This is a genomic window from Paraglaciecola sp. L1A13 (genome assembly GCF_009796745.1).
Classification (GTDB): Bacteria; Pseudomonadota; Gammaproteobacteria; order Enterobacterales; family Alteromonadaceae; genus Paraglaciecola.
Genome location: NZ_CP047024.1, coordinates 222,916 through 236,128, shown reverse-complemented (window position 1 = coordinate 236,128; position 13,213 = coordinate 222,916). Strand labels below are relative to the sequence as shown.

Genomic DNA, 13,213 nt, shown 5'->3' with positions numbered 1-13,213 from the left:
TAAAAAGGTATGTAAAACAGACAATATATCTATCTTTAATGAGTACTTATATATTGGCAATCTTTAGCTATCAACCTGCGAGGTAAGGTTCGTTGAAAACTAGAAATTAGATGAGGAATCGAGTCGCCAAATTTAAGCGACAATTCCTTTACCCGATCAAACGCAAGGTGTATTAACTCCAAATCACTTGCCATAAATATTCATAACCATTGAACGTAAATCATTGTTTTTAGTGTTTTTTATACAAACGAGATTACTATTTTTACCAATAAAAGCAAAGTAGTTATTTTTTGACCGTTGTTGCTTCTCGTCAGAGCAAATTAACAGCCCATCCATGTTAATTAATCGCATAGCAACTAAAACCCCACGGTCGGCCAAACCGAAGTTTTTAGGCTCACATTGGCGAAATTCGCCAATGCCTTAACCATCCTACCACTCACTCAATTGCTGCATATCTTTCAAACGGCCTCTTTGTAGCAGTAGTGCTTCAAACAAATCATCAATAGAATCGTTTTGTGCGCTGAGTCCGGGTAGTGCGATATTGGCTTCGGCGAAGAAGCGTTGTTTTTGATTCTGTTTGTTGTCGTTTAACCATGCCGATGCCCACCAGTGTTGCATGCGCTCTTTAGCGGCATTGAGTGTTTTTTCGGAGGGTAATTTATCTCGTTTGTTATTGTTAACTTGGCTATCGCTGGGAACTAGGTTCCATAAATCATTATTTGGCCAGCGTGAAAAAGGCATGCTGTGATCGATGTCGTATTTTCGCTTTAAGGTTTTCGCTGACCAAATACAGTGCATTTGTTGAGTGGTAGCAAGGGTGTCGAACCGCTGGCGAACGCCTGTAGTTGAACGCTTTGGCTCTTCCCATTTTAATGCTTGGTAAAGCAGGTATTGCTTGTCTGGTGCGGTATAACCTAGGTTACCTTGGTAGCTGGCCATGGTTTTTACCCATTCGCTGACTAAAACAGGCTCTATCCAACAGGCATATCGGCTTAGCGCTAACCAAGTGGTTTCGGGTAATGAGAACTCGCCCCACTGAGTTAGGGTGTTTAAATCTAGAAATAGACTGTCTTTTGCTTTAACGGTTTTCGCGTCTACTTCAAACACTCGGGTATCACTGTTAGGTAAGATTATGTACTTGCACGGCATGTCTCTTATATTTTGCGCACTAGCCGAGAGCGTTCGGTATAACGCTTTTGCGTCGGCACCGACAAATAAGTTACCAATGCGAAAATCGGCTGAGGCTCTGTGGGTTAGTTGGTACCAACCGTTGTTTTTCATAAAGCCCATATTGGGGCGTTGATTAGGTGTTTGAAATAACCTGTAATGGTCAATTAAATCTTTGTATTGGTGAATCCAATACAAAGCCACCAAGCCTAATGGCAGTATGACTCTGTCACCGTTTGCAGAAGGTTCACGCCTTAGTACCGCACCTGCATGGCCATCGGCAATTCTTAACAATACTCTTAGCAGTGCCAATTTGTGCGTGGCAGATTTTCCGTCATTAATGGCCACATGGCGGATAAATGGGAAGGCACCTGTGCCGTCGTCTGGCATTTGCAATACGAGAGTTTGCCAGTAAACGTCCTCACGCCCTAGTTGGTCTTTTGTGTTTTGCGATTCGAGTTTTGAAAACAAGCCTAGGTTTTGTGCTAGTGCCTCAACTTCTTCAATGCTGACGTCGAACATTTTCCTTTCATGCTGCTCTTGTGCTGACATGCCAAATTTCAGCGATACTACTATTTTACCGCCGGGTTTGAGCAAATTGGCTAACTTACGCAATGAGCGACTCCGTTGACTCACAGGAATATGCATCCAAACGGCACTTAATAAAATCAGGTCAAAACTGATTTCTAAGCGTGTGGTTTTATCTAATGCAGGTAGTGAGTCTTGCAGCCAATGAACATTTTGCCCTTGGGTGGTGTTTTGGCCAGTTTGCAGCATTTGTAATGCGGGCTCTACGGCATAAACACGGCACTGATTATTCCCTTGATTTCTTTTGGCAAGTAAATTGGCGATATGACTTACGTCTCGGCCAACACCCGCGCCAACATCAAGAATAGTGGCATTGGGTTTGTCTAAGATAGCGGGTAAATAGTGCGCCCAATTGCCGTGTACTTGCTCAAACGACAAGGATAAATATTGCGGCGCTATTTCTTGAACTTTATTATTGTAATAATCGTTAGACACATTAATCCTTGTGACACATCAACTGGCTATTTTCTATGGCAGTGCGAATTTTAATAGTATCGCTGAGGGGTAAACACTTCAAATGAAGTACAGGTAAATATCTTGAGCTATAGGTACAAGCAAAATGTACCCGATGGTCAGTCATTTGTCTTTCTTCGTTATTCGGCAATCTGTATAACTATTACTTATCCCTGTATTTTCAGTACGTTAAAGGAGTAACAACACTGTGACTTATCTTATTTTTTGATTGAGATATTTTCCGCTTTTGACGCAGCAGACAGATAAAGGTATTGGTAGGTACCTATTCAATTTTTTAAACGATGCCCCAAGTAATAAAAGCGTTGCGGCCAAGCTGAAGTAATTGCTAAGTACCGTGAATCAAGGCCCTGCCATACTGCCCCAAAATGCCCGAGGGATGGTTTGTTGTCTCAAGGATTAGGATTTTTTTGGATAAATTACTAATATGAGACACTTCCATTATGAAACTATAGTTTCATAATTTAATCTATAAAGTAATTTTTGTTTCACATGAAGACAATTGGGAAGGTCGATTTATCACTTTCTTTAATATTAAAATGAAACTATAATTTTATTAATCCTAGATTAAAGAAAATATAGTTTCACTATGAATACTATTGAATCAAAACCAAAGCGCTCTGCTGTCATTTTCCCAAAACACAAAAAGGTGTTAAGCATCTTGGGCGAAAACTTAACTCTGGCGATGAAACGACGCGGTGTTACCCAAGAAATGATGCACAGTAGAACAGGGATATCTAAACCGACGTTACGAAAAATCTTAAAGGGTGACCCTTCTGTTTCGCTTGGGCACTACGTCAACGTTTTAGCCTCCCTGGGCCTAGTGGACGACCTAACTAAAATCGCATTTGATGACGAGCTAGGAAGAAAGCTACAAGACATCAAATTGATGAATAAAAAATAAGAGCGTCGTATTATGGAAATCCACGTTTACGCTGATTGGACTGAAACCACTGACCCTATGTTGGTCGGCACATTGCGCTCGTCTGAAATAAGAGGAAAAGAGCATTTCAGCTTTAGTTATGATGAGAAGTGGTTAGCCTCCGACTATGTTCTCCAGATTGATCCTTCTCTAACGTTATTCGTTGGTGAGCAACATGCCCAGAGCGATAAAAATTTCAAAGTATTCCTCGACTCATGCCCTGATCGATGGGGGCGGTTGCTGATGCAACGTAGAGAAGCGGTTATCGCTCGACGAGAGAAACGACGAGCAAAAAGTTTATACGAGACAGATTACTTGCTGGGCGTTCACGACTCATTTCGTATGGGTGCACTGCGCTTTCGCACAGCGTTAACAGGTCCATTTTTAGACGATAACCATGAGCTATCTGCGCCAGCAATAACCAACCTACCCGAGCTACTACAGGCTGCAAATAAAATAGAAGAAAAACCAGATTTAGATAATCCAGATTATCTAAAATGGCTTAATATTCTGATTTCACCGGGTTCATCATTAGGTGGAGCCAGACCAAAGGCGTCAATAAGAAATCATGATAATAGTTTGTGGTTAGCCAAGTTTCCCAGTCGTCATGATGATCACGATATTGGCCTATGGGAGTTCGTCGTATACCAAATGGCGATCGAGTCAGGCATCGAAATGGCAGAGTCCAAAGTTGAAGCCATTGGCAGACATCATATTTTTTTAACGAAAAGGTTCGACCGCACCGATTCAGGGAAACGGCTTCACTTCAGTTCCGCGATGACTCAGCTAGAATACTTTGATGGTCAGGATGATGGTGCAAGTTACTTGGAACTTGCAGAATTTCTCATACAACACGGTTCTAATACTCTGCAAGATCTTAAACAACTTTGGACAAGAATGCTGTTTAACATCATGGTCTCAAATTGCGATGATCACCTGAGAAATCACGGATTCATTCTTCAGCCCACTGGCTGGCGGTTATCTCCTGCCTACGATATCAACCCCATGTTATATGCCACTGGCCTACACCTTAATATTAATGATGTGAGTAACGCGCTCTCGATAGGCTTGGCATTTGAGGTTGCAGAGTACTTTCACGTTAATGACAGTACCGCCAAAAACATCCACCAAAGATTGTTAAATACTGTCTCAAAGTGGGAAAACCTTGCTCAACAAGCAGGTATCAGCAAAGAGGAAAGAGAGCTGTTGAGGGATTGCTTTATACTCGACTAGAGCGTCAAGCCAGTGTGGTCGAACTTCATCTGCATTAGAGCAGCAGAATTTCGTTTACCCTTTGTTTTACACGGAGCACGCAATACAGATACACCTGAAAAATTAATTATTCTTATTTTACATTTGCACGCTGTTTAGAGACCCTAACTCAAGCGCTTGTTTGATAACAGAATAGCAAACTCATCATTTTCAAAGACAGGATTGAGTATCCTGCGTCACCGAGCCTAGTGCTGTTACGGGCGGGTGCCTATATCTTGATATGGCCAGTGCTTTATTGGAAGTGGTTTAAAAGCCAAGATAAAACATGCTTTATCACCGACCCAGATTATGTTTGGCCTGAACCAAGACCGGTTGATCCTGAGACAGTGAAACATAACAAAAAAATGGCTCAGCTTGAAGCCCAGAAAGTACAGCAGGAATGGGAGGAATTTGTGGATGCCCTGCCCCTGTGTGGCTCGCATATTATGTACAAAGGCACAGATATTTACGGTGAAAGACTCGCTGGGCGCTTTATTTTTGAAACGGCTGATTTGCTACCCATGGTCTTCGATAGACTAAACCCTAAACCTTTTTCACTTAACGATGACGCTAGCGCTAGAGACTGCTATGACGTAGAAGCTGAAATTGACTCGAAAACAAGCGCTCGGGCGAACCCGCATAGCGGCCAAAACACCCAGGAACACTATATTCATCGCTGGTTGCGCACTTACGACCCAACCCATTATGTGTGCAATGTGGTACCTAATACGTTTGACCGGTTTGAATATATCGCCAGCGATATGATTGGGGCGGGCAAAGGCCAAGTGCATTGCAAAAGCTGTGACACAGTTTATACAGCAAGTGAAATAAAAGCAGGCGACGAAGACACAGGTGGCTGGATACTAGGTGCCATGCATTGCCCAAAAGAGCACTTATTAGCACGGCGCAAAAAGATACATTTATTGCGCTGCGTGCAGAGCGAGTAAATGACGATACCTGTGAACATCGCTTTGGCGTTTCAGTCATTCGCTAATATCGATAACTCACCCCGAGATAAAACGTACTGCCACTGGTTGTGGAGTTATAGGCCCGGTCTTGTGAGCTACTGTACTGCTCTTCACGTTCATTGGTTAGGTTCAGCGCTTCTGCTTGCAATTGCCATTGGTCATTCAATTTAAAACGTACACTGGCATCAAGGTACATGGTTTGATGAAACCCTGTTTCATCTTCGTCTATTAAATTCGCACTGTTAACACGATATATATACCTATCACGATAAGTAGCCGAAAGACGGGCGTTTAGCCGCTCGGTTTCATAATATAGGGTGAGTGACGCAGTATGTTTTGATAAATTTGGAATGGCTTTATCAAACAGAGGCTGTGCGGTTAATTCATTGTAATAAGTCATCTGACCATCGGTGAAAGCATAGTGACCAATAAACCCCATATTCCCCCAAGGCTTAGGCAAGTCAGGGCGCTCATAACGCAGCATAGTTTCAATACCGGCGATGCTTGCCCGTTCCTGATTGGTTTTATTGACCAAGGTGACAAGGGTTGAAGCGTCTAAGTTGGTATCGGCCCAATGATTAGGAAAATTTGTTTCGCCAAAGGTGAATTGGGTAGCTTGCGGTACAATAAAATCGGTAATGTTTTTATAAAAAGCGTTAACCGAAATGGAGGTATGTTGTTCAATATACCGTTCTACGGCAATGTCGACATTGTTTGATGTATACGGCGACAGTTGATGATTGGCGCCATACACAATCTGATTTTGCTCATCGTATGTTAACTCGCTGCTTAAATCGTCAAACGACGGAAAGCCAATATTACGTGACAAGCCTAAACGCAGTATCCATTGTGCGCGAGGTTGAAAAACCAGATTTACACTAGGCAGCCATTGTTGATGCTGCTCTGCAGAGCAACATGCTTCAATTGAATCAAGCGTAACGTTGATTTTCTCTTGTTGATAACGCAAACCTGCTTGTATTGTTAACCTATCCGTTTGCCAATTGGCGCTAATATAAGCTGCACTTTTGTCTTCCCTTAGCTGGCTTTTTTTGTTTGTTATGGCATAGGGATTTGCGGTTAAATTATATGGGTTTAGGGAAAAAAACTGAATCGCTTGATTCGTTTTTAACCCTAACCAACTGACGTTCGAATGACTATTTAACAGCCGCGTCATGTTGGCAGGTAAGGCGGTGTCATTGCTTGCCCATTGCTCTTTTAATAGGTCTGTCTGATAGGTCGACGATGAGAACGTTGTAAAGCGATTAAACTCTAGGCCCCACTCAATATTAAGCGAATCAAAAAGCTGTTGGCTAACAGAGGTTTGAGCATGACGGTAGCGCGTGGCGGAAGCATATTCTTCAAGGTCGATTTCACTCATGTGCCACATACTGTCTTGGCGTAAATCGCTAGCATATTGGATATCAGCAAAGTAGCGGTCATCGCGATAATCAATGCTGACATCACTGATCCCCCGGGTATAAATTTTATTGCTAATGGGTATGTTAAAGGTCGATTTTTCTTCCCCTATAAGTATTTTCCAGCGACGGTATTGGGATACGTTAAGCGTTGCGCTTACAACGACTTGGTTGTAATCAGTTTGGGTTTGTTGATAGCGGCTTTCCGTAGCCACCCGACCATTTTGATAAGCGCTATATTCCAATTCGCTTTGTTCATTGATTTGGGCATCAGACAATTGCGTTACGCCCACAATGATGGGCGTAGATTGATCGCCTCTGGGATATAAGTGGAACTCATCGCGCTGTGAATCTAGTCTGGCGTGCAACAGATCTACATTCACCTTTACCTTTTTCCCGTTATATTCAAGGCCACCTCCTATGCCCAATCGACTTTGTTCACTGCGCCAAATAGAATAGCGATTGCCTCTGGGAATAATAACTTCCCCCTGAGTGAAAGCTGATTGCAGCTCAGGCGACAATAATGCGACTGAACTCTGCGGTAAGGAGATTTTGCGCCATCGAATAGTATTTGCGCCTTGCTCTTCAACCAACCGCTTGCCATATGACACAGATAAAATCGCTCCCCATTCGCCCCACGTATTCGACACCATACTGGAGAACCGCTCAGCGGGCTGTTCAGTGTATTGGTTGTAGCTCACTTGAGGTGTCAGCACGAAGTTGAAACCTTCTCGATCAAAGGGTCGTGTTGTGCGCAGCGCCAATGTGCCTGCTAAACCACCAGCAGGCTGGGCAACAGAGTATGCTTTAAACACCTGGGTTTGACTAAACAGCTCAGCAGAGAAAAGGTTGAAGTCAAACGAACGATCATGCTGCTTTTGTACACGGCTATCCATGGGGGAATCATTGTTGGCTAATACGGGCATACCGTTGACTGTTACTAAAGTAAAATCAGGGGAGAGCCCGCGCAATGACACTTGCCGACCTTCCCCCGCTTCTCGGGTAATAACAACCCCTGGGATCCTTTGTAGTGCTTCAGCAGTGTTAATGTTGGGATAGGTGGCGATATCTTCGGCTACGATGACGTCTGAAATTTCTACCGTGGCTTTTTTTAATGATTGAGCACGTAAGAGTGATGCTTGAATACCGGTAACAACCACTTCATCTATGACGCTATCTTGTTTGGCAGGCTCAGAAGCGACGCTGGCAGTAACAACGATTCCGTATTCTGTGACTTGGTAAGAATACGGCGTCTCTTTAAGAATTTTTTGCAGCGCCTGCGTGACACTATATTGGCCCACTAGATCAATCGCTTGCGGCTTAGTGTAAGTTCCTCGAGATGCTACAAACGCCACACCAAATACTCGCGAAAGCTGATTAAATGCATCTGCAAGGTTGTTTACTTGCAAATGAATATATTGTTGTTTTGCTAACTCGTCGGCATGCACTGTGGGGCTGACACAGGATAACAGAGTCAGAAGAAGTAATATTTTACGCATAATGCTGCTAATTTTAACCACTGCCTGGTAGCCAAAAATAACTGGAGGGCTCTATCCTAGGGTGAAGTGACCCAACTGAGACACTAATTGCGCTGAAGCACAAAGCGCTCAGGCTCACTTACTAACGCTAGTTGATGAGCACTGGCGAGTAATGTTAAAGCCTGTTTTGGGTCGTCTAACGAGAAACGGCCGACTATAGGAATATTCTTTAACTCGGGTGAAGAAAGCTCAACAGGCTTGGTTAAATAACGTTGCAATTTTTCGACGACTTGAGCCAAAGGCAGATCATTCGCCTCAAGCCAGCCACTTCGCCATGAAGGCAACATACCCAAGTGACCGTCGCGTTCTAAGCGTACGTCGTCATTCGTAATTTTAAGGGTTTGCCCTGCCGTTAAATTGATTCTTTTTCCTGCCGTGACTTGCACATGGCCTTCGTAAACACTAATGGTGGTAAGTGACGCTGAATAATCAATATCAAAAGCGGTGCCTAACACAGTGACGGTGGCTTGCCCTACGTCAATCACAAATGGTCGATTGGGGTCTTTTGCTACATCAAAATACACTTGGCCACTGATTAATAGCGCATGCCTTTGCGCGATGTTTTGCTGTATTTGCACCGCACTGTTGGCGTTGAGATGTAATTGGGTGCCGTCGATGAGTACCTTCGAGCTGCGTTGTGCTAAGGGCGACTCGAGTTCCAGCTGATACACGTTGGGCGAAGCCACAATGACGGTGGGGTTAGATTTTTCTGGCTGTTGCCCTGAAATGAAATATACCAACACCCCCAAACAGGCAACAGTTGCCGCCATAGCTAAATGCGACATATATTTTACAGGCTGCTTTTGTATGCTGACGTCCCGCCGCTGTGCAGAAGATGTGAAAGCCGTTTCGAGTACGTCAGATGACATCACTGCTTTCATTTGCTGATAGGCTGCGGCATTTTCTGGGTCATTCATCCACGCTAGGAACAACGTGTGCTGTTGTTCGCTCAATTCATTTTCTTGGTCAAGCCAGTCGGCGGCTTGTGCAAGTCGTTGTCTATTCATATTTAATCTTACGTGCTGTTAGTTATCGAGAAGAACTACTCATTTGTATAACGGAAATTGGCAAAAAAAGGTGACATTTATCGCTAAAATTCCCAGCCATGTTTTTGTGCACAAAAGGTTACGTCTACCATCGCGCGATTGATGTGTTTTTTCACCGCTTCAACAGATAGATCTAATTCTTGTGCTATATCTTCTCGACTCTTTCCTTCTAAACGCCTCATTTGAAATACTTTACGTCGCAATGGCGGCATGCTGTCTATTAACTGGGCGACTATCTTTACTTTTTCGCTATTTAAATATTCGCCTTCAATATCCGCATGATGTGCTTGGTGCTCAGTTAGCTCTTCTGTCATTTGGTGCTTTTTTTCGATGCGCCAATGATCAGACAGTACGGATTTTGCCACAGTCATCATATATGCGAGGGGGCTTTGCAACGTTTCGCTAGGTGCTCGGCGAAACGTTCTGAGCATCGTTTCTTGAATCACATCATTGGTTAAGTCAGTGCTTTTGGTTTTATTCTGTACAAACCTTCTCACCTTGGGCATAAAAGGAATGAATGATTCGTTTTGTTTCACAAGAGTCACTGCCTAAACGCGATTGAGCACAACCTAATCAGCGTTATGCATTTTGAAAATTAGATTTCTTCCTATACTGCCATATTCGACAATGCCAAATGCACAGACTAATAAGCTTTTGCATCCAACGGAAAAACCCTTTTAATTCAGCTGGTTAACCACTCATCTTAAAGATTAATTATGACAAGTTTATGACTATTATCCTTTTTTAAAAAATATAAAAAACTTTGTCCCCTTATCTGATTTCAGCTCGTCTGTTGCACATGATCTTCAAGTAAAGCTTGAGGAGAACCCTAAACCACACGACCGTATTGATGATAAAGGAAACCTGAATGAAGCTTCGACATTTTGTACTTTCACTGGCGGCCATTAGTGTCCTAAGTGCATGTAATTTAACCGACGACAACGATAAAGAAGTGGACGCGCTTGAAGAACAAGTTGCTGCGTTGCAGGCGCAACTTACTTCACTCAATGCTGCTAGCGAAACCGACCTAGCAACCTTACAGGCCACTGCTGATGCCATGCAGGCTGAACTAAGCACCATGGAAGCTGCGCTAGCAGCCCTTCAAGCTGAGACGAATGCTTCTACCACAAGTGATGACATTGTTGCTCTGCAAGCAGAGATTGATACATTACAAGCGACTTTAGATGCATTGATGGCTGCTGCGCCTGTGCTAGGCAGTGCAGGTACAACAGGTGCCAATGTGTTAACTAAAAACGCCGATAAGATTTTACGTTTTGCCATATTCCCTGATACACAGGGTCGTGACGACGACAACATGAGCGTATACGCTGAAGTCGATCGCGACGGCAATGCCTTAGCGGTAAAAGAGTATATAGGCGTCGATTATAACGGTGATGGCTATTACGACGCTGGAACAGAAAGCCAAAACGACAGCGTAAAGGCTGGGGATTGGGACGAAGACGGTATTAGTTACTTGGTAAATGTTTCTGACCCGTATCATCCATTTATAGAGACCGACGATTCTGGCGAACCCATTGTGGTTGCCCCAGAAGATCGCAAAGACTTTGGTCCAGACTGGAAGGTACTGCCTCTACCATTGGTTGAAGCCGTTACTGACAAAATGATCGAGCTCGATGTAGATATTGTATTAGCCACCGGTGATATCACCGAGTATCGCGCTGAATCAGATTACGTGCAGTGGATGGAAAAGGTCGCCCAACCGTTAAAAGCTGCAGGGGTGAGTATATTTCCTGCTCGTGGCAACCATGAAATAGTTAACGGGCGTAACTGGCCGGCTTGGTTTACCAATGAACAAGAGTGGGAACGCCAATCGGTTAATAATGTGTATAACGATATCAATCCTTACGATGGTTACGAAGCCGTTGATTTCGATCAAGGGTATCGTCTATATCAATCTTATACTGGCGCCTTGGTGCAAGAACATTTAGATGCGGGCACAGCAATTGGCTTCCCTGGCGCTGAGGACTTGGTTTATTACGTGATCCAAGACAAAACCTTATTTATCGCGTTAGATTTTTATTTTGCTGAGTTATATAGCAGCGCTTATCGAGGTACGTGGACCATTCTGCGTGACTGGTTAACTGAGGTCATTACCACCAACGCAGCAAATGTTGATCACATCGTTGCTTTTGGACACGAACCCTTATCCACCAAAAAGCGCCCACAAACGTATCAAGTCGAAATTTATGATGCTTATGTTGCCGAGCGTTTATCTCTTGAAGCGGCATTAGAAGAAGCACAGGCGACATTGGATAATGCTGTTGACGGCGGCGCATCGGCTGAGGAAATCGCGGTCTACTCTAATGCGGTTGAAGCTGCCACCAGTGCCTATGAAGAGCTAGAGGAGCCTAGTTTAAATGGTTACGATATTGGCCAATTAGGTTATCTGCAACTACAGGATGAAGCAGAACCGGGCTTGGCCAGTGATATATTAAACTTATTTAACGATTATAAAGTGACCTATGTGGCAGGTCATGACCATCAATATGCTCGCAGCCTTATTCACCCATCAGCGGAGGATAAAGATAGTGCAAATGGCTTTACCCAAATTATTGGCGGTAACGCGTCATGGAAGGCCTATGAAGACTTGTACGGCATGCACGACGAGCATGAAACAGGTTTGTTTATTAATAACTTTTACGACACCATCACCGGTGGCAATCTAACCAACAGTGAAGGCACAAACTACGCAAGTGTAACCTCTGATTTGGGCAATGGTATTTCATTTGTGGTGGTTGAGATCAATGGACGTCAAATTACCACTAAATCCTATTTTGCTGAGCATACGCTAACCGAAGTAGATATGAACTTAGGGGCACATTACGACTACGCCCAAAATGCGTGGTGTACCTACAGCGGTGATTATATGGTGACAGGTTCTACCACCACAGAAAGCTGCGCTGAAGTTGAGTGGCAAGTGCTGGATGAAAATACGCGTACCACAGATGCAACCGTGCGCGTTGTAGCACCAGATCAAAACTACTATGCACATTCAACAGCCAGTGCAGACGACGGTTATATCGGCTCAGAAGCAACGATAATTGACGGTTACAACCTTACCTACAACAGCTCATATGCTGCCACTGTCGGTGAAGTAGAACGCTTACGTGAATTACTTTCGTTGAGCTGGTTTGTAGATGATGATGCAACCACCCTTTCGGACGTCTTGTTGATAAGTGGCAACCAAACTCAAGAGGGCTCGTACTTTGACCAATACGGTTACGTTAGCTTACCCACTGTCGATGTTGACAATGGTACGTTAGCTCAAGGCGAGTCGGCTTCATTAACCTATGTTAACCAAAATGGTGAACAGGTGAACAACGCCACTCACGTAGCTCGGGATGGTGTGTTTAATAAAGGTACTGATGTTGAAGCATCACTTAACCCAGATATTGCCAACGGTAACCCTAGTGGTAACAGTGCCAATTGGACAGAGCGCTACCTTGACGATGGGTTAGATTTTGCTGATGCCATGACATTGGTCTTCGCCGCGCCAGAGGGGACAACCCTTACCGATTTAACCATTGGTCGTTATGACGAAGCGAGCGAGTCATGGGTGCCCGCTTTTACTGATGAGTGCTATATTGAAAGCGGTTATTCAGACCATTACTCTGTTTACTATCGCTTAACAGATCAACACCCCGAAGGTGGATTTCAGGTCAGCAACTGCCAGCAGCGCTATTGGGGTTATGTGAAAGACAGCCACACCATTTGGGGCTTTATTCACACCGACGGTAAATTTGCAGTGATCGAAAAATAACGTTTTAGGCTTCAACCTAACAATGTAAATACCTAAAGGAAAAACAAAGCCTTTTGCTAATATCTT

8 protein-coding genes are annotated in these 13,213 nt (G+C 43.9%); 4 read left to right on the top strand and 4 right to left on the bottom strand.

Features of this window, described 5'->3' with window-relative positions:
• Positions 1-429: 429 nt before the first annotated feature.
• Positions 430-2,190, bottom strand: coding sequence for a class I SAM-dependent methyltransferase (locus GQR89_RS01010; protein ID WP_158768333.1), 1,761 nt, complete (start codon positions 2,188-2,190; stop codon positions 430-432).
• A 625-nt stretch (positions 2,191-2,815) separates the two neighbouring features.
• On the opposite strand from GQR89_RS01010, the gene GQR89_RS01005 reads away from it, so the two are divergent.
• The 3 genes from GQR89_RS01005 (at position 2,816) to GQR89_RS00995 (ending at position 5,346) form a co-directional block, all read left to right on the top strand.
• Positions 2,816-3,130: a helix-turn-helix domain-containing protein gene (locus GQR89_RS01005; RefSeq protein ID WP_158768332.1), complete on the top strand. Its 315-nt coding sequence runs from the start codon at positions 2,816-2,818 to the stop codon at positions 3,128-3,130.
• Between the two features lie 12 nt (positions 3,131-3,142).
• Positions 3,143-4,381: a type II toxin-antitoxin system HipA family toxin gene (locus tag GQR89_RS01000; protein ID WP_158768331.1), complete on the top strand. Its 1,239-nt coding sequence runs from the start codon at positions 3,143-3,145 to the stop codon at positions 4,379-4,381.
• 254 nt (positions 4,382-4,635) lie between these two features.
• Entirely contained in the window at positions 4,636-5,346 is a 711-nt protein-coding gene (locus GQR89_RS00995; protein ID WP_233269042.1) for a hypothetical protein, read from the top strand.
• 43 nt (positions 5,347-5,389) lie between these two features.
• On the opposite strand, the gene GQR89_RS00990 is transcribed toward GQR89_RS00995, so the two are convergent.
• From GQR89_RS00990 to GQR89_RS00980, 3 genes are all read right to left on the bottom strand, one after another.
• Entirely contained in the window at positions 5,390-8,281 is a 2,892-nt protein-coding gene (locus GQR89_RS00990; protein WP_158768330.1) for a TonB-dependent receptor, read from the bottom strand.
• An 83-nt stretch (positions 8,282-8,364) separates the two neighbouring features.
• Complete coding sequence (locus tag GQR89_RS00985) at positions 8,365-9,327, bottom strand: FecR domain-containing protein (RefSeq protein WP_158768329.1); 963 nt, start codon at positions 9,325-9,327, stop codon at positions 8,365-8,367.
• Positions 9,328-9,410: 83 nt separating this feature from the next.
• Entirely contained in the window at positions 9,411-9,902 is a 492-nt protein-coding gene (locus GQR89_RS00980; protein ID WP_158768328.1) for an RNA polymerase sigma factor, read from the bottom strand.
• A 332-nt stretch (positions 9,903-10,234) separates the two neighbouring features.
• Between GQR89_RS00980 and GQR89_RS00975 the strand changes: the two genes are divergently transcribed.
• Positions 10,235-13,147, top strand: a complete 2,913-nt coding sequence (locus tag GQR89_RS00975) for a metallophosphoesterase (protein ID WP_158768327.1) — start codon at positions 10,235-10,237, stop codon at positions 13,145-13,147.
• Positions 13,148-13,213 lie beyond the last annotated feature (66 nt).